At 72.4% G+C, this 17,473-nt stretch carries 12 protein-coding genes; 11 read left to right on the forward strand and 1 reads right to left on the reverse strand.

Going from position 1 to position 17,473, the window contains the following annotated elements; genetic code table 11:
• Positions 1-49 precede the first annotated feature (49 nt).
• The 5 genes from rpsO to dapB all read left to right on the forward strand — a co-directional run bounded on the left by rpsO (position 50) and on the right by dapB (position 8,076).
• The gene (gene rpsO, locus EJK16_RS15130; protein WP_127130750.1) at positions 50-319 is read left to right on the forward strand and encodes a 30S ribosomal protein S15; all 270 of its coding nucleotides are present in this window, start codon (positions 50-52) and stop codon (positions 317-319) included.
• Between the two features lie 245 nt (positions 320-564).
• Positions 565-2,919: a polyribonucleotide nucleotidyltransferase gene (locus EJK16_RS15135; protein ID WP_127130752.1), complete on the forward strand. Its 2,355-nt coding sequence runs from the start codon at positions 565-567 to the stop codon at positions 2,917-2,919.
• A 2-nt stretch (positions 2,920-2,921) separates the two neighbouring features.
• Positions 2,922-4,337 (forward strand): pitrilysin family protein, encoded by a 1,416-nt coding sequence (locus EJK16_RS15140; protein WP_127130754.1) that lies wholly within the window; start codon positions 2,922-2,924, stop codon positions 4,335-4,337.
• Between the two features lie 292 nt (positions 4,338-4,629).
• On the forward strand, positions 4,630-7,074 hold the full coding sequence (locus EJK16_RS15145; protein WP_127130756.1) for a glycoside hydrolase family 3 N-terminal domain-containing protein: 2,445 nt from the start codon (positions 4,630-4,632) through the stop codon (positions 7,072-7,074).
• Between the two features lie 228 nt (positions 7,075-7,302).
• Positions 7,303-8,076: a 4-hydroxy-tetrahydrodipicolinate reductase gene (dapB, locus tag EJK16_RS15150; RefSeq protein WP_127130758.1), complete on the forward strand. Its 774-nt coding sequence runs from the start codon at positions 7,303-7,305 to the stop codon at positions 8,074-8,076.
• 57 nt (positions 8,077-8,133) lie between these two features.
• Here dapB and EJK16_RS15155 read toward each other — a convergent pair whose 3' ends face one another.
• Positions 8,134-8,949 (reverse strand): GNAT family N-acetyltransferase, encoded by an 816-nt coding sequence (locus EJK16_RS15155; protein WP_127130760.1) that lies wholly within the window; start codon positions 8,947-8,949, stop codon positions 8,134-8,136.
• Positions 8,950-9,034: 85 nt separating this feature from the next.
• Between EJK16_RS15155 and dapA the strand changes: the two genes are divergently transcribed.
• From dapA to EJK16_RS15185, 6 genes are all read left to right on the forward strand, one after another.
• Positions 9,035-9,964: a 4-hydroxy-tetrahydrodipicolinate synthase gene (gene dapA / locus EJK16_RS15160; protein WP_127130762.1), complete on the forward strand. Its 930-nt coding sequence runs from the start codon at positions 9,035-9,037 to the stop codon at positions 9,962-9,964.
• A gap of 206 nt (positions 9,965-10,170) precedes the next feature.
• Positions 10,171-11,856 (forward strand): ribonuclease J, encoded by a 1,686-nt coding sequence (locus EJK16_RS15165; RefSeq protein ID WP_127130764.1) that lies wholly within the window; start codon positions 10,171-10,173, stop codon positions 11,854-11,856.
• Positions 11,857-11,939: 83 nt separating this feature from the next.
• The gene (locus EJK16_RS15170) at positions 11,940-12,923 is read left to right on the forward strand and encodes a DMT family transporter (protein ID WP_127130766.1); all 984 of its coding nucleotides are present in this window, start codon (positions 11,940-11,942) and stop codon (positions 12,921-12,923) included.
• A 138-nt stretch (positions 12,924-13,061) separates the two neighbouring features.
• Positions 13,062-15,812, forward strand: coding sequence for a DNA translocase FtsK (locus EJK16_RS15175; RefSeq protein WP_127130768.1), 2,751 nt, complete (start codon positions 13,062-13,064; stop codon positions 15,810-15,812).
• Between the two features lie 241 nt (positions 15,813-16,053).
• Positions 16,054-16,773, forward strand: coding sequence for a CDP-diacylglycerol--glycerol-3-phosphate 3-phosphatidyltransferase (pgsA, locus tag EJK16_RS15180; protein WP_255411510.1), 720 nt, complete (start codon positions 16,054-16,056; stop codon positions 16,771-16,773).
• 7 nt (positions 16,774-16,780) lie between these two features.
• Entirely contained in the window at positions 16,781-17,329 is a 549-nt protein-coding gene (locus tag EJK16_RS15185) for a CinA family protein (protein ID WP_370276056.1), read from the forward strand.
• The last annotated feature ends 144 nt before the right edge of the window (positions 17,330-17,473 follow it).

Consider the following 17,473-nt stretch of genomic DNA (forward strand, 5'->3'; position numbering starts at 1 on the left):
CGGGTGGAAATGCCCCGGTGCTCCGTGCAACGACCTACAAGGAGAACCAATGGCCCTCGCTGCCGACGTCAAGCAGTCCATCATCGCTGAGTACGCCACCCACGAGGGTGACACCGGTTCGCCGGAGGTCCAGATCGCGATGCTGAGCCAGCGCATCAAGGACCTCACGGAGCACTTCAAGACCCACAAGCACGACCACCACTCGCGCCGCGGCCTCATGCTGCTCATCGGTCAGCGCAAGCGTCTGCTGACCTACCTCGCCGCCGAGGACATCGAGCGTTACCGCTCCCTCATCGCGCGGCTCGGCCTGCGCCGCTGATCTAGCCGACCGGCTCGGACCGACAAGGTCCGGGCCGGTCGTGCATGCCCGCCGCTCCCGTGCCGGGAGGGACGGGCCGGGCCACCCGGCCCACCACCGAAGAGATCCATCCCCACTCCGCACCGGCCACGCACGACCGGTCCTCGGTAGTGGCCTCCGGAACGCGACGCCACGTCGCCGACGTCCGTGGGCCTCGATCGATGACCGCCGGGCCCCCGGGCGGACGGACCAGAAGGAGGGCACCCATGGAGGGTCCCGAGATCAAGTTCGCCGAGGCCGTCATCGACAACGGCAAGTTCGGCACGCGCACCGTGCGCTTCGAGACGGGCCGCCTGGCCCGCCAGGCCGCCGGCTCCGCCGTCGCCTATCTCGACGAGGAGACGATGGTGCTCTCGGCCACCACGGCCGGCAAGCACCCCAAGGAGCAGTTCGACTTCTTCCCCCTGACGGTGGACGTCGAGGAGCGCCAGTACGCCGCCGGCAAGATCCCCGGCTCGTTCTTCCGCCGCGAGGGCCGCCCCTCGACCGAGGCCATCCTCGCCTGCCGCCTCATCGACCGCCCGCTGCGCCCGTCCTTCGTCAAGGGCCTGCGCAACGAGGTCCAGATCGTCGAGACGGTCCTGGCCATCCACCCGGACGACTCCTACGACGTCCTGGCCATCAACGCCGCGTCGATGTCCACGCAGATCTCCGGCCTGCCGTTCTCCGGCCCGATCGGCGGCGTCCGCATCGCCCTGATCGACGACCAGTGGGTCGCGTTCCCGCGCTACAGCGAGATCGAGAAGGCCGTCTTCTCGATGGTCGTCGCCGGCCGGGTCGTCGGTGACGACGTCGCCGTGATGATGGTCGAGGCCGAGGCCACCGACAACGCCTGGACGCTCATCAAGGAGCAGGGCGCGACGGCGCCGACCGAGGAGGTCGTCGCCGGCGGCCTCGAGGCCGCGAAGCCGTTCATCAAGGCCCTGTGCGACGCGCAGTCGCAGCTCGCCGCCACCACCTCCAAGGCGACCGTGGAGTTCCCCCGCTTCCTCGACTACCAGGACGACGCCTACACGGCCGTCCAGGAGCAGGTCTCCGCCGACCTCGCCGAGGCGATCACCATCGCCGACAAGCAGGCCCGCGAGGCCCGCCAGGACGAGATCCGCGCCGCGATGCTCGACGCGCTCGCCGAGCGTTTCGCCGGCCGCGACAAGGAGCTCTCCGCCGCGTTCCGCGCCGTCGCCAAGTCGGCCGTGCGCCAGCGCGTGCTCAAGGACGGCGTCCGCATGGACGGCCGTGGCCTCAAGGACATCCGCACCCTCTCGGCCGAGGTCGAGGTGCTCCCGCGGGTGCACGGCTCGGCGCTGTTCGAGCGCGGCGAGACGCAGATCATGGGCGTCACCACGCTGAACATGCTGCGCATGGAGCAGCAGCTGGACACCCTCAGCCCGGTGACCCGCAAGCGCTACATGCACAACTACAACTTCCCGCCCTACTCCACCGGTGAGACCGGCCGCGTGGGCTCCCCCAAGCGCCGCGAGATCGGCCACGGCGCGCTGGCGGAGCGGGCCCTCATGCCCGTGCTGCCCTCCCGCGAGGAGTTCCCCTACGCGATCCGCCAGGTCTCCGAGGCCCTCGGCTCCAACGGGTCCACCTCGATGGGCTCGGTCTGCGCCTCGACCCTGTCGCTGCTCAACGCCGGCGTGCCGCTGCGCGCGCCCGTCGCGGGCATCGCCATGGGCCTCATGAGCGACACCGTGGACGGTGAGACCCGCTACGCGGCCCTCACCGACATCCTCGGCGCCGAGGACGCCTTCGGCGACATGGACTTCAAGGTCGCCGGCACCCGCGAGTTCGTCACGGCCATCCAGCTCGACACCAAGCTCGACGGCATCCCCGCCTCCGTGCTGGCCGCCGCGCTGACCCAGGCCCGCGACGCCCGCCTGTACATCCTCGACGTCATGAACGAGGCCATCGACTCGCCCGACGAGATGGCCCCGACCGCCCCGCGCGTGATCACCGTCAAGGTCCCCGTGGACAAGATCGGCGAGGTCATCGGCCCGAAGGGCAAGATGATCAACCAGATCCAGGAGGACACCGGCGCGGACATCTCGATCGAGGACGACGGCACCGTCTACATCGGCGCCACCGACGGCCCCTCCGCCGAGGCGGCCCGCCAGGCCGTCAACGCGATCGCCAACCCGCAGATGCCTGAGGTCGGCGAGCGCTTCGTGGGCACCGTCGTCAAGACGACGTCCTTCGGCGCCTTCGTCTCCCTGACCCCGGGCAAGGACGGCCTGCTGCACATCTCGCAGATCCGTCGCCTGGTCGGCGGCAAGCGCGTGGAGAACGTCGAGGACGTGCTCGCGGTGGGCCAGAAGGTTCAGGTCGAGCTGGCCGAGATCGACCCGCGCGGCAAGCTGTCGCTGCACGCCGTCGTCGAGGGCGAGGAGGACGGCGAGAGCCAGTCCGACGACGCCGCCCCGGCCGGCGAGCAGTCCGGCGAGGCGCGCGAGGACGGTCACCGCGAGGGTGGCCGCGACGGCGGTCGCCGTCGTGACCGCACCCGCACCCGTCGCCGTGAGGGCGACGAGGCCGAGACCGCGCAGGCCGACGCCTGAGGATGCCCCAACAGCTGAACCTCGGCCCGGCCGGTGCGCCGGGCACGGAGGTCCACACCGAGCAGGACGGCAGCGTCATCCGGCGCTCCGTCCTGCCCGGGGGGATCCGGGTGCTGACCGAGGCCATGCCCGGTCAGCGCTCGACCGCCGTGGGCGCCTGGGTGGCCGTCGGCTCGCGCGACGAGACGGACGGCCACCACGGCTCCACCCACTTCCTCGAGCACCTGCTCTTCAAGGGCACTCCGACGCGTACGGCGCTCGACATCGCCGAGGCGTTCGACGCCGTCGGCGGTGAGGCGAACGCCGCCACCGGCAAGGAGCACACGTGCTACTACGCGCGGGTGCTCGACGCCGACCTCCCCATGGCGGTGGACGTCATCACCGACATGGTCACCTCCTCGCTGCTCGACGCAGGCGAGCTCGAGACCGAGCGCGGGGTCATCCTCGAAGAGCTCGCCATGAACGACGACGACCCCGTCGACGTCGCCCACGAGCGCTTCACCACGGCCGTGCTGGGCGACCACCCGCTCGGCCGCCCCATCGGCGGCACACCCGAGACCATCCGCGCCGTGCCGCGCGAGGCGGTCCTGGACCACTACCGGCGCACCTACGTGCCGCGCGAGCTGGTCGTCACGGCCGCCGGCAGCGTCGACCACGACGTCCTGTGCGCGCAGGTGCTGCGCGCGGTGCAGGCGGGAGGGTGGACCCTCGACGCGGACGCCGTCCCCGCGGAGCGGCGCGTCGGCGCGGTCGTCGCGGAGAACCGGGGCGTCCGGGTCCCCGGCTCCGGCGCGCTGGTCGTGCCCGGACCCGAGTCCGCGCTGCTGCCCGCCACGGGCAGCGCGGTGACGGTGCACCGCCCCACCGAGCAGGCCAACGTGCTGCTCGGCGGGCCTGGCATCCCCGCCGGCGACGACCGCCGCTACATCCTCTCGGTCCTGACGACCGTGCTCGGCGGCGGGATGAGCTCGCGGCTCTTCCAGGAGATCCGGGAGAAGCGCGGCCTGGCGTACTCCACGTACGCCTTCGCGTCCTCCTACGCCGAGGCCGGCACGTTCGGCCTCTACGCGGGGTGCGCGCCGGGCAACGTCTCCCAGGTGGTGGAGCTGTTCACCGCCGAGTGGGACCGCCTCGTGGCCGACGGCATCACCGACGACGAGCTGCTGCGCGGCGTGGGGCAGCTGCGCGGCAACATGGTCCTCGGGCTCGAGGACAACGGCTCGCGCATGTCCCGCCTCGGCCGCGCCGAGATCGTCCACGGCGAGCTCACCAGCCTCGACGAGATGATCGAGCGGATCTCCGAGGTCACGGCCGAGCAGGTCCAGGTGCTCGCCGCGGAGCTCGCGGCCGCGCCGCGCTCGCTCGTGGTCGTCGGGCCGTTCGACGACGACATCGCCGCCAGGCTCCTGCACCGGTAGTCCGCCGCACCGCCGCCGTCCCGCACCGTTCTCGGTGCGGGGCGGCGGCGTCTGTGCGTCGAGCGGGGCGGCGGATGCCGCGTCGAGCCGTCCAATTTCCCGATGCAACGAATGGCAACAAGTTGTCGTCCGTATGTCTGGGCCGGGATGGTGAGCCCTGTTCCTGGGCTTTACCTGGGAACGGCATGTGCCCGGTCGCTGCCGATCGGGAGAGCAAAAGCGGTACGGGAGCGTCGTCAATTGTGTGCTCCCGCGAGTGAACCGTCCACCGAGGTCGAGGGAGACCAACCAGATGAGGACTCGCAAGGCAGTCACGCGTCGTCGGGGCATCGCAGCCGCCGTCGTCGCCATCCCCCTCTCGCTGGCCCTGGCCGGCGGGGCGTTCGCCGCCCCGCCCAGCCACTCCAGCGCGGGAGGCAACCCGCCCGCCCACTCCAACGCCGGCGGCGCGAAGTCGCCGGACGTGGAGAGCAGGGTCAAGCCGATCATCAAGAAGGGTCAGCGCGAGTTCCGCGACCTCAACGCCAACAAGAAGATCGACCCGTACGAGGACTGGACGAAGTCGGTCGACAAGCGGGTGGACGACCTCGTCTCGCGCATGTCGCTGGAGGACAAGGCCGGCCTCATGCTCATCGACACGCTCAACGCCGAGTGCATCAACGGCGACCGCGCATCGATCTCGGGCACCGGGCTCGACTACATCAACAACCAGCGCATGCACCGCCTCATCTTCCGCAACACCGTCACGGACAAGCCGGTCTGCGGCGCGCCCGGCGGCGGGTTCGGAGCCACCACCAGCGTCACCCCGGCCGAGGCTGCCAGGTTCATGAACCGCGTCCAGGAGGCCAGCGAGCGCACCCCCCTCGGCATCCCGGTGCTGTACAAGTCGAACGCCCGCAACCACATCGACCCGGACGCCCGCGCCGGCATCAACGAGTCCTCGGGCGCCTTCTCCGCGTTCCCGAAGGAGGCGGGCATCGCCGCCGCCGCCCTCGGCGAGCAGTCGCGCCGGACGGGCAAGGCACCCACCACGGGCGACATGTCCGTGGTGGAGGACTTCGCCGGCGTCATGGGCGACGAGTGGGAGTCCATCGGCCTGCGCGGCATGTACGGCTACATGGCCGACCTGTCGACCGAGCCGCGCTGGTACCGCACGCACGAGACGTTCACCGAGGACGCCGACCTCAACGCGAACATCATGACGTCGCTCGTGGAGACCCTGCAGGGGCCCGTCGACAAGAAGGGCGTCTCGCTCAGCCCCGACACGTCCGTGGCGCTGACCATGAAGCACTTCCCTGGCGGCGGCCCGCAGGAGCTCGGTCTGGACCCGCACTACTCCTTCGGCAAGACGCAGGTGTACCCGGGCGGAGCGTTCGGCGAGCACCTCAAGCCGTTCGAGGCCGCCATCGACGCCGGCGTGTCCTCGATCATGCCGTACTACGGCGCGCCGATCGACGTCACCTATGACGGCGTCACGTACGGCCAGACCGGCATGGCTTTCTCCAGCCAGATCAACAACGACCTGCTCCGGGGCAAGCTGGGCTTCCAGGGCTACGTCAACTCCGACACCGGCATCATCAACGACCGTGCCTGGGGCCTTGAGAACGCCTCCGTGCCCGAGCGCGTCGCGGCCGCCGTCAATGGCGGGACCGACACGCTGTCCGGCTTCCACGACGTCAAGACCATCACGGACCTCGTGGCTGGCGGCAAGATCACCGAGGAGCGCGTGACGCTCGCCGCCGAGCGGCTGCTCACCCCGATGTTCCAGATGGGCCTGTTCGAGAACCCGTACGTCGACGAGGCCGAGGCGACCGCCACGGTGGGCAGCGAGGTCAACCGCAAGGTCGGCCTGGACGTGCAGCGCAAGTCCGCCGTGCTCCTGCAGAACAAGGAGGCTGAGGATGGGGACAAGGCCCTCCCGCTGAAGGACGGCTCGTCCGTCTACATCCTCGGGGACTTCAAGGAGGAGACCGTCGCAGCCAAGGGCTACACCGTCATCAACGGCAACAAGCTCGTCGACGGCAAGCGGCCCAGCGCGGCGGGCGCAGACAAGGCCATCATCACGGTGACGGCCAAGAACAAGAACACGAGCACGTACGACAGCAAGGCGGCGGCCGCCGACCCGAAGACCCCGATCAACCCGATCGTCATGCCCGGGACCGCCGCCCTGGACGGCCAGCACAAGTTCGGCGCCGAGGACGTGTGCGTCTCCTACGACACCAGCGCGCCCTGCACCGACAACGGCCTGCGCTTCGGCGGCTCCTTCCCGTGGGAGTCGAGCATCCTCGACTTCTCCGGCATGGCGGAGTCGCAGTCGTGGCAGGTCGTGCCCTCGCTGAGCGAGATCCAGCAGGTCATGAACGAGGTCGGCGCGGAGAACACCATCCTCCACGTCTACTTCCGCCAGCCGTTCGTCCTCGACGAGGCCAGCGGCCTGCGCGACGCCGGTGCCATCGTGGCCGGCTTCGGCATCAGCGACACGGCGCTGATGGACGTCCTGTCCGGCGACTTCAAGCCTCAGGGCAAGATGCCCTTCGCCCTGGCCGGCACCCGCGCGGCGATCGAGCAGCAGTTCAGCGACCTCCCGGGCTACAAGGAGACAGAGGACGGGGCGCTGTTCCCGTTCGGCTTCGGTCTCACGTACGACGATGACCGCGGCGGCAAGGACGACCACGGCGGCAAGGACGGCCGTGGCGGCAAGGGCGGTCAGGGCGGCCGTGGCGGCGGTCACCGATGACGGCGGGTCATCTCGGCGGTGACCGCGCCCGCGGTTGATCGCGAGACTGCATGAGCCCTGACCGCATCGACCGGGTGGCGGGAACCGCCACCCGAGGCCGGAGGCGGTAGGGACGCGGCGGCGCCCGTGGCTACCAGAGCCACGGGCGCCGTCGCGCGTCGTCGGCCGCGGCGCCCGGCTGGTGGGCCCTCGCGGTGCGCGGGTCCCCGATCACCTACGCTTCCCTGTGTGACCTCCCCCCTCTCAGTAGCAGTGGTCGGCGCGCACGGGCGCATGGGACGCGCGGTGTGCGACGCGGTCGACGGCGCGCCGGACCTCCAGCTGGTAGCCCGGCTCGACGCCAGCGATGCCATCGCGGACCTCGCCGGCGGCCCCGCCCGGGTCGCCGTCGAGTTCACCGTCCCCGGCGTGACCGAGGCCAATGTTCACGCCCTGATCGACGCGGGCCTCAACGTGGTCGTGGGTACCACCGGCTGGACCGAGGAGTCGCTGGGGCGGGTGCGCGAGCACCTGGCCGAGCGCAACGCGCACGCGGGTGACGGCGCCCTCGGCGTCCTCGTCGCCCCGAACTTCGCGCTCTCCGCCGTGCTGGCGATGAGGTTCGCCCAGCAGGCCGCGCGCTTCTTCGACTCTGCCGAGGTCGTCGAGCTCCATCACCCCAACAAGGTCGACGCCCCGTCCGGCACGGCGATGACGACGGCCCGCCACATCGCGGCGGCCCGCGCCGAGGCGGGACTCGGACCGATGCCGGACGCCACGGAGAAGGAGGTCGACGGCGCCCGCGGCGCCGTCGTCGACGGCGTGCACGTCCACTCCGTGCGACTGCGCGGTCTGGTCGCGCACGAGGAGATCCTGCTGGGCAACCCGGGGGAGCAGCTGACCATCCGCACGGACTCCTTCGACCGTTCGAGCTTCATGCCCGGCGTCCTGCTCGCCGTGCGCGAGGTCGTGAAGCGGCCGGGGCTCACCTTCGGGCTCGACCAGGTCCTCGACCTGAGCTAGTACCGCACTCGCCGGGCGGGCTCCGGCCTCGCTCGCTGCCTCCGCCGCACCGGGTCCTCAGAGCTCCGCGTACCAGCAGATCTCGACCACCGGCGTGCCGGCGATGTCCAGGGTGCGCCGCACCCCCGCCGGCGCGAACCCGGCCTGGCTGAGGAAGCGGGTGCGGGACTCGTCCCCCTGCACTGCCCAGGTCTGCACCCGCGCCGCACCCTGCTGACGGAGGATGTCCGCGCACGCGGCCAGCAGCCGGGAGCCGTGCCCGCCACGCGCGTGCGCGGCGGGAACCTCGAGGGCCAAGATCTCGGCGGTGCCACCGCCCGGGGCGCCCTCGCCCGGGGCGCCCACGTCGGCGCCGTCCCCCACCGGTGTGTCCTGCACGTCGGCGCCGTCCCCCACCGGTGTGTCCTGCACGGCGGCGCCCGGGGAAGCATCCTCACCCGGCTCGACGTCGACGGCCACCTCCGCGGGCGCGAACGCCGCGAACCCGACGACCTGCGCGCCCGCGCAGGCCGTCAGCACCCGGTGGCGCGGCGACGGGGGCGAGGAGATCGCCGCCGCCCAGGACGCACCGAGCGCCTCGGGGGTGATCGCACCGGCAACCTCCGGCCCGACCTCGTGTCCGGTGCCCGCCGCCAGGGTGGCACGCAGCGTCCGGGCATGGATGTCACCCAGCAGCGGGGCGTCCTCCACCAGCGCGGGGCGTACCGAGAGGTCCGCACTCGGGCGAAGAGGGTCGTTGTGCGCGTGACCAGCGTGCGGGTCGTGCCGCGGCTCCTGCCGCGGGTCGGGGCCGGCCCCGCCCCCTGGCGCGGTCGAGGCGATCAGGCGGCCGAGCAGGTCGTCGTCTGGCGAGAGGTCGTCGATCGTGGTCACGGTGCCAGGCTAGCCGCGCCGCGAGGCGCACCACGATGTGGGACGGCGGCGGGGGAGTGACCCGTGACGGCGATACCGTCATGTCATGGACTCCACCGCCCAGGCCACCGAGGCAGACCGGATCCCGTCGCGCACCTTCGGGTCCGTCTCGACGGCGATGGTCACGCCCTTCCACCCCGACGGCACGATCGACATCGACTCGGCCGTACGGGTGGCGGTCAAGCTCGTCGACGACGGGTGTGACGCCCTGGTCCTCAACGGCACCACCGGCGAGTCCCCGACCACGCACCAGCCCGAGAAGGACGACCTGATCCGCGCCGTCATCGACGCCGTAGGGGAGCGGGCCATGATCGTCGGCGGCGCCGGCTCCAACGACACCGCCCACGCGGTGCGGATGGCGCAGAGCGCCCAGGCGGTGGGGGCCAGCGGGGTGCTCGTCGTCTCGCCGTACTACAACCGCCCCTCCCAGGAGGGCGTCTACCAGCACATCAAGGCGGTCGCCGACGCCGTCGACGTCCCGGTGCTCCTCTACGACATCCCCGGCCGCACCGGCGTGGCCATCGGTGACGAGTGCCTCGACCGTCTCGCCGAGCACCCGCGGATCCTGGGCGTCAAGGACGCCACGGGCAACGTCCCCGCCGGCTTCGAGCGCATGGCGCGCACCGGCCTGGAGTTCTACTCCGGCGACGACGGCCTCAACTTCGACTGGCTCGCGCACGGCGCCTCCGGCGTCGTCTCCGTCGTCGGGCACGTCGCGGCCGGCGCCTATGCCGAGATGGTTCGTGAGGTCGACGCCGGGGACCTGCCGCGCGCCCGCGACGTCGCGGCACGCATGCGCCCGATCGTCGCCGCGCTGATGGGCGGTGGTCAGGGCGCCGTCATGGCGAAGCACGCGCTCCACCTGCAGGGCTTTATCTCCAGCCCCACCGTGCGCCTCCCGCTCGTCCAGTCCTCGCCCGCCGAGGTCGCCGAGCTCGAGAGGGTGCTGCGCGAGCACGGGCTCCTCGCCGCCTGAGCCGGGCGGCCGCCGCGGCCGGTCGGCCCTGGCCCGGCGGCCCTGGCCCGGCGACCTCGGCCCGGCGACCTCGGCCCGGCGGCCCCGGCTTGGCGGGGCCGGCCCAGCGCACCCGACCCGGATCCAAACCCGGTGCGACCGTTCGGTGACACAGCCGAGCGAGACAGCCCGGCACCGCCGGCCCGCTCGCCTGGCAAGATGGTGGCGTGAGCCACCCGCATCCAGAACTGTCCACGCCCGGCCCCATCCCCCAGGGAGGCCTGCGCATCGTCCCGCTCGGCGGGCTCGGCGAGGTCGGCCGGAACATGACGGTCTTCGAGCACGCCGGCCGGTTGCTCATCGTCGACTGCGGCGTGCTGTTCCCGGAGGACACCCAGCCCGGCGTGGACCTGATCCTGCCGGACTTCGAGTACATCGCCGATCGCCTCGACGACGTCGAGGCCATCGTGCTCACGCACGGGCACGAGGACCACATCGGCGGCGTCCCCTACCTGCTGCGGCTGCGCGGCGACATCCCGCTGATCGGCTCCCAGCTGACGCTGGCCTTCCTCGAGGCCAAGCTGAGGGAGCACCGCATCACGCCGGTCACCCTCGCGGTGCGCGAGGGGCAGACCGAGCAGCTCGGCCCGTTCGGCCTCGAGTTCGTCGCCGTCAACCACTCGATCCCCGACGCCCTCGCCGTCATGATCCGCACCGCCGCCGGCAATGTGCTGCACACGGGCGACTTCAAGATGGACCAGCTCCCGCTCGACGGACGCATCACGGACCTGCGCGCCTTCGCCCGCCTCGGTGAGGAGGGCGTGGACCTGTTCATGACCGACTCGACCAACGCCGAGGTCCCCGGCTTCACGTCCCTCGAGCGCGAGATCGGACCGGTGCTCGACCACGTATTCGGGCAGGCCACCGGCCAGATCGTCGTCGCGAGCTTCTCGTCGCACGTGCACCGCGTCCAGCAGGTGCTCGACGCCGCAGCCCTGCACGAGCGCAAGGTCGCCCTGGTCGGCCGGTCGATGGTGCGCAACATGAACATCGCCGCGGACCTCGGCTACCTCAAGGTCCCGCCGAACACCCTCATCGACGTCAAGAAGATCGACAGCTACCCGCCCGAGGACACCGTCCTCATGGCCACCGGCTCGCAGGGCGAGCCCATGGCGGCGCTGAGCCGGATCGCCAACAAGGACCACCGCGTCTCCGTGGGGCCGGGGGACACCGTGGTGTTCGCGAGCTCACTCATCCCGGGCAACGAGAACTCGGTCTACCGGGTCATCAACGGGCTGACCCGCCTCGGCGCGAACGTCGTGCACCAGGGCAACGCCAAGGTCCACGTCTCGGGCCACGCGAGCGCCGGCGAGCTCCTGTACTGCTACAACATCGTGCGGCCGAAGAACGTCATGCCCGTGCACGGCGAGATCCGCCACCTCGTGGCCAACGGGGCCCTCGCCGTCCAGACCGGTGTGCCGGCCGAGCGCGTGGTCCTCGCCGAGGACGGCGTGGTGGTCGACCTCATCGACGGCAAGGCCCGCATCGCCGGGGCCGTGCCCTGCGGCTACGTGTACGTGGACGGCTCGTCCGTCGGCGAGATCACCGACGCGGAGCTCAAGGACCGCCGCATCCTCGGCGAGGAGGGCTTCATCGCCATCTTCGCCGTGGTGGACACGACCACCGGCAAGGTCCTCACGGGCCCGCACATCCAGGCCCGCGGGATGGCCGAGGACGACTCCGTCTTCGACGCCATCCTTCCCGACGTCACGGAGGCGCTGACCGAGGTGGTCGGGCGCGGCAACGCCGACCTCCACCAGATGCAGCAGGCCATGCGCCGCGTCGTCGGCCGCTGGACCGCCAAGCGGCTGCGCCGCAGCCCCATGATCATCCCGACGGTCGTCGAGGCCTGAGCCCGGGGCCTGGTCCCGGGGCCTGGTCCCGGGGCCCGACCCCGGGCGCCGCGCTCCCGTGCCACCTGTGCCAGGATGCGCCGGTGCGTTTCGTCCTCGCCGTGCTGCTCGCCGCCGTCTGCTTCGGCACGACGGGCACGGCGGGCGCGCTCGGACCGGAGAACGCGAACGCGACCCAGATCGGCGCCGCGCGCATCCTCGTCGGCGGCGGCGCACTGGCGGCCGTCGCTGGGCTGACCCTGCTGGCGAACCGCCACAGGGCCAGCGGGACGACGGGGGCGTCGGGCGCGGTGACGCGCGCCCTCACGGCCTCCCGGCCCCCGACGACGGGCGCCCGAGCCGTGGGGTCCTCGCTGCTGGTCGTCGTGATCGGCGCGTGCGGCGTCGTGGCGTACCAGCCGATGTTCTTTGCGGGAACCTCCGTCAACGGCGTCGCGATCGGCACCGTCGTCGCCCTCGGGTCCGCGCCGGTGCTCACCGGGGTCCTCGACTGGGCGATCCACCGCCGCTTCCCCGGGACGGCGTGGATCGCGGCGACGGCGATCGCGACCTGCGGCGTCGCCGTCCTCGGTGGGGCGACGGGCGCCGCCGGTCCGGCGGCCGCCACCACGGTGCCGGCGCCTCTCGGACTGCTCGCCTCGGTGGGGGCGGGGGCGTCGTACGCGGTCTACACGCTCGCGGGCAAGGAGCTCCTCGATCGGGGCTGGTCCCCGACGGGATCGATGGGCGCCCTCTTCGGGCTGGCCGCGGCCCTCAGCATCCCGCTGCTCGGCACCGACGCGGGCTGGCTCGCCACGGGACCGGGCCTCGCGATGGCACTCTGGCTCGGCCTCGTCACCACGACGCTGGCCTACCTCCTCTTCGGGTACGGCCTGGCCGGGCTGCCTGCCTCGGTCGTGGCGACCCTGACCCTCGCGGAGCCGCTCACGGCGAGCGTGCTCGGGCTGCTCGTCCTGCACGAGCACCTGTCGCCCGGCGCCGTGACCGGCCTCGTGATCCTCGCATGCGGCATCCTCACCCTCACCCTCACCCTCGCCGCCCGCCGGCCAGTGCGGCCGGCCGCGTAAACCCGCGCCACCGCCGCACGACAACCCTGGGGATGATCTGCCGGGCCGCAGGGCACGCACCGCGGGGAACGTGATGCGGCGCACCTGCGGCGCGGCGGGGGTGCCGGGGCGGGAGCGCGGGGCTAGTTTGTCCCCATCATGGCTACCCGTACGACTTCCCCCGGACGGTCGGCCTCGACGGCACGTGGATCATCCGCGCGCAGTACTCGCGGAGGCAAGGGATCCGGTAGCCGCGGGCGGACGGCTCCGCCGTCGCGCCCGAAGCGTAGCTCGCTCCCCGTTCGCTTCTTCCGTGGCATCTGGATGGGAGGAGCGCACGTGGTGGGAGGCACTGCCCGAGGGGTCGGTTCCGGGGCGAAGGATCTCGACCCCGCCCTGCGACGGGACGGGGTGGCCTTCCTGCTCCTCGCGATGGCGATCGTCGTCGCACTCCGGGAGTGGTTCGGGCTCTCCGGCATCGCCGGTGACGCCATCCACCACGTGGCCGCCGGCGTCGTCGGCGTCCTCGGCATCCTCCTGCCGATCGTCCTGGTCGGCATGGCCGTGCGCCTCATGCGCCACCCCGAGCGCACGCAGGCGAACGCGCGCGTGACCGTGGGCCTCGTCGCCGTCACGACGGCGGTGTGCGGCCTGATCCACGTCGCGTCCGGCTTGCCCCGCCCCACCGAGTCCTTCGCGGCGGTGGAGTCGGCCGGCGGCCTGCTCGGTTGGATGGCGGGGACGCCACTGACCGTCCTGCTCTCGGCGTGGGGCGCGGTCCCGCTGCTCCTGCTTCTCGCCCTCTTCGGCGTGCTCGTGGTCACGGCCACCCCGGTCGCGGCCGTCCCACGCCGCCTCGCCTCCGCCGGGAACTGGCTGGTGGGCCGGGCGCCGGAGGAGGGCGAGGAGGTCACCGCCGAGCTCGTCGCCGCGGACGGCACCCCGCGCCCGCCGGCGCCCCGCCGGCGCCGGACGCCCCGCGCCATCGAGGCGCCGACCGTCGTGCCGGGGGAGTACGACGCCGACGAGGCGTTCACGCACCCGCACGAGCTGGCCCCCGCCGACGACGTCGACGCCGCCGCGACGACGGCGCTGGCCGCCGCCCGCCGCGGCAAGGGCCGCAAGCGCGCCGAGGCCGCGCCGACCGCAGAGACCGCCGACGCGGCGGCCGACCCCGCGGCGGACGAGGCCCCGAAGGCCGAGCTGGAGGCGCCGCCCACCCAGGCGCTGCCCGCGCGCGCCGAGCAGCTCCAGCTCGCCCCGGACGTCATCTACACCCTCCCCGCCGACGACGTGCTCATCAAGGGCGCCCCGCACAAGCTCCGCTCGGCGGCCAACGACCGCGTGGTCGAGGCCCTGACGACCGTGCTCACCGAGTTCTCCGTCGACGCCCACGTCACCGGCTTCTCCCGGGGGCCCACCGTCACCCGGTACGAGCTCGAGCTGGGCCCGGGCGTGAAGGTGGAGCGGATCACCGCGCTGAGCAAGAACATCGCTTACGCGGTGGCCAGCGCGGACGTGCGCATCCTCTCCCCGATCCCCGGCAAGTCCGCGATCGGCGTCGAGATCCCCAACACCGACCGCGAGACCGTGGCGCTGGGCGACGTGCTGCGCTCGTCGGTGGCGCGCCGGAGCGAGCACCCGCTGGTCGTGGGCGTCGGCAAGGACGTCGAGGGCGGCTACGTCGTCGCCAACCTCGCGAAGATGCCCCACCTGCTCGTGGCCGGTGCCACCGGCGCCGGCAAGTCGAGCTTCGTGAACTCGATGATCACCTCGATCATGATGCGCTCGACGCCCGAGGAGGTGCGCATGGTCCTGGTCGACCCGAAGCGGGTCGAGCTGACCATCTACGAGGGCATCCCGCACCTGATCACGCCCATCATCACGAACCCCAAGAAGGCGGCCGAGGCGCTCGAGTGGGTGGTGCGCGAGATGGACGCCCGCTACGACGACCTCTCGGCGTTCGGCTACAAGCACATCGACGACTTCAACGCCGGGGTGCGCTCGGGCAAGGTCAAGCCCCTGCCCGGCAGCGAGCGGAAGATTGCGCCGTACCCGTACCTGCTCGTGATCGTCGACGAGCTGGCCGACCTCATGATGGTGGCCCCCCGCGACGTCGAGGCCTCGATCCAGCGCATCACCCAGCTCGCCCGCGCGGCTGGCATCCACCTCGTCCTCGCCACGCAGCGGCCGTCCGTGGACGTGGTCACGGGCCTGATCAAGGCCAACGTGCCCTCCCGCCTCGCCTTCGCGACCTCCTCCCTCGCCGACTCCCGCGTGGTCCTCGACCAGCCCGGCGCCGAGAAGCTCATCGGCCAGGGCGACGCGCTGTTCCTGCCCATGGGCTCGTCCAAGCCCATGCGGGTCCAGGGCGCGTGGGTCACCGAGTCCGAGATCCACGCGGTCGTCGAGCACGTCAAGGCCCAGCTTCAGCCCACCTACCGCGAGGACGTCGTCCAGACGGTCGCGAAGAAGCAGGTGGACGAGGACATCGGCGACGACCTCGACCTGCTGCTGCAGGCGGCCGAGCTCGTCGTCACGACCCAGTTCGGTTCCACCTCCATGCTCCAGCGCAAGCTGCGGGTGGGCTTCGCGAAGGCCGGGCGCCTCATGGACCTGCTCGAGTCCCGGGAGATCGTGGGCCCGTCCGAGGGTTCCAAGGCACGCGACGTGCTCGTCCAGCCCGACGACCTGCCCGCCACGCTGGCGATGCTGCGCGGCGAGGACGCGCCCGCCGCCGCCGCGGGCCCGGGCGCGGGCCCCTACGACGTCGATGGGGACGAGCCCGCCGCGCCGGTGGACCGGTACGCCGACGGCGTCGCCGGGCACGCGCCGCCGGCGGCGGCGGCGGACTACGACGACGGCGACGAGGAAGACGGCGAGGACGCCTGGCAGCTCACCGGGCGCTAGCTCCGCGCGTGCTCGACGCCCCGTCACGACGGTGCCGCACAGGTGGCCCCGCCGCCGCGGCGCTGCCGGGCCAGATGGCCGAGCCGCCGGGACGACGGCACGGATCGCGATACAAAGCGGTGCCAAAGTGACGGATGCGACGGGGAGCGTCCTCCGACCGGGGTCTCCGCCCGCGGTTGTGGCGCGATCCCCGCGCTGGACGCCGGGCGCCGTGCGGCCGCCGGGGACCTAGGCTGAGCGGGTGACGACAGATCCCGCAACGACGCCGTCCGGCGCGAGCACTCCCGCGGCCGTGCCGCTGTGGAACATCGCGAACGTGCTGACGATGCTGCGCATCGTGATGGTGCCGGTCTTCGCGTGGCTGCTCCTTCAGGACACCACCACGCTGCGGCTGTGGGCCACAGTCGTCTTCCTCCTCGCGGCCGCCACGGACAAGCTCGACGGCTCGCTCGCGCGCAGCCGGGGCCTGGTGACCGACTTCGGCAAGATCGCCGACCCGATCGCCGACAAGGCGCTGGTCATCACGGCGCTCGTGCTGCTCTCGATGGACGGGTCGCTGCCGTGGTGGGTCACCGTCGTGATCATCGTCCGCGAGCTCGGCATCACCGTGCTGCGGTTCTTCATGATCCGCCGGGCCGTGATGGCCGCCAGCAAGGGCGGCAAGCTGAAGACCACCCTGCAGATCCTCTTCATCGCGCTCCTCCTGGTGCCGTGGGCGAACCTCGTGCCGAGCGGGATCGCCGACGGCATCAACGTGCTGACCTGGTTCATTGTCCTCGTGACCGTGGCGGTCACCGTGATCACGGGCCTCGACTACGTCGTCCAGGCGATGCGGATCGCCCGCGCCACTCCCGACCCCGGCCAGCGAGGCACGGCGGGGCCGACCGGTGACGGCCTCCCCGAGGGCCCGGCAGGTGCGGCGGGCAACGGCGTTCCTGACGGCCCCGCGCCCCAGGGCTGAGCCGCGCGTGGCTGAGCGCGGTCCGGTGGCCGGCGCGGTGCCCGGCGCGGGCGGTGCCGCGCCGGCCGTGGAGCGGCTGGTCATGATGCTCGAGGCGCGGGGCGCGACCCTGGCCGTCGCCGAGTCGCTGACCGGCGGGCAGGTGAGCGCCGAGCTCGTCCGCGTCCCGGGCGTCTCCGCCGTCCTGCGGGGCGGAGTCGTCGCGTACGCCACCGACCTCAAGTGCGAGCTGCTGGGTGTTGACGCCGGGCTCCTGGCTGAGCACGGGCCCGTGCACCCGGACGTCGCGCGGCAGATGGCACGCGGCGCGGCGCATCGCCTGGGGGCGAGCCACGGTGTCGCGACAACGGGTGTCGCCGGTCCCGGCGCGTCGGATGGACACCCGGCGGGGACGGTCCACGTCGCTGTGCACGGCCCCGGCGGGATCCGTGTCCGCCGGCTCGCCCTGGCAGGCTCCCGCGCCACCATCCGCGGCGCGGCGTCGGCCGCGGCCCTGGCGCTGCTGGCGTCCCTCGTTGCGGACGAGCGGGAACAATCGGCGGCGCCGCGCCGTTGACACGAGTGATGGCTACCAGTCGATACACGTACCGCGCGGGATCGCGCGGTGCTGCGCAATCCCCCCGACGTCCCGAGGGGCGTGTCGAAGTCCGCACAGGCAAGCGCCCCGCCCCCGCGGCGGGGTACGGTATGAGGACAACGC

The organism is Georgenia sp. SYP-B2076 (assembly GCF_003991205.1).
Lineage (GTDB): Bacteria > Actinomycetota > Actinomycetes > Actinomycetales > Actinomycetaceae > Georgenia.

Bases quoted from the DNA above. Each gene is read 5' to 3' on its own strand.
- rpsO (WP_127130750.1), top strand. From the start codon at position 50: ATGGCCCTCGCTGCCGACGTCAAGCAGTCCATCATCGCTGAGTACGCC.
- EJK16_RS15135 (WP_127130752.1), top strand. From the start codon at position 565: ATGGAGGGTCCCGAGATCAAGTTCGCCGAGGCCGTCATCGACAACGGC.
- EJK16_RS15140 (WP_127130754.1), top strand. From the start codon at position 2,922: ATGCCCCAACAGCTGAACCTCGGCCCGGCCGGTGCGCCGGGCACGGAG.
- EJK16_RS15145 (WP_127130756.1), top strand. From the start codon at position 4,630: ATGAGGACTCGCAAGGCAGTCACGCGTCGTCGGGGCATCGCAGCCGCC.
- dapA (WP_127130762.1), top strand. From the start codon at position 9,035: ATGGACTCCACCGCCCAGGCCACCGAGGCAGACCGGATCCCGTCGCGC.
- EJK16_RS15175 (WP_127130768.1), top strand. From the start codon at position 13,062: ATGGCTACCCGTACGACTTCCCCCGGACGGTCGGCCTCGACGGCACGT.